The organism is Aurantibacter sp. (assembly GCF_042094015.1).
GTDB lineage: Bacteria > Bacteroidota > Bacteroidia > Flavobacteriales > Flavobacteriaceae > Aurantibacter.
In genome coordinates this window covers 5,279-5,797 of sequence record NZ_JBELDZ010000107.1, presented here as the reverse complement: position 1 = coordinate 5,797, position 519 = coordinate 5,279, and the positions used below count along the sequence as shown (strand labels likewise).

The window sequence follows — 519 nt, the reverse complement described above, 5'->3', positions numbered from 1 at the left end:
TTATACCTATTGATGTTTGGTTTACGAGGTATGTATTTAACAGATATAACCGCTCTAAAAGATGCTGAATATAAATGTAATGACTTTAACAATAAAGACCCATACGAAGCTATATTCAACGATGGAAACAAGTATTTAATACATCGAAGAGTAAAAACTAAAAACACTACTAATGATGACCTCATCATAAGAATAAACGACTATATACCGTTCCTATTGAATAACCTTAAAAGGTTGTTTAAAATCACTCACAAAGGAAGAGGTTTAATATCGGATAACAAATTAGCTTTATTTGATTATGATATACAAAATACTACACTCCATAAAAACACTTGGGATGTTTACCAAAGAAGAGTTAGAAAATTATTAGGGTACAGTTATCAAACGGCAAGGAAAACATATAACACCTTTGCAACAGAACTCGAGGTATCCAACACAATAAGAGATATACTACTTGGACACGCACCGCAATCAATAAACGAAAAACATTATATCAATAGAAGAACTATAAAGATATCT

The 519-nt window shown here is 30.6% G+C and carries 1 protein-coding gene; it reads left to right on the top strand.

Going from position 1 to position 519, the window contains the following annotated elements; genetic code table 11:
• Positions 1 to 30 precede the first annotated feature (30 nt).
• Positions 31 to 519: hypothetical protein (locus ACFDSN_RS11585; RefSeq protein ID WP_375240017.1), on the top strand; the 489-nt coding region annotated here is incomplete at its 3' end.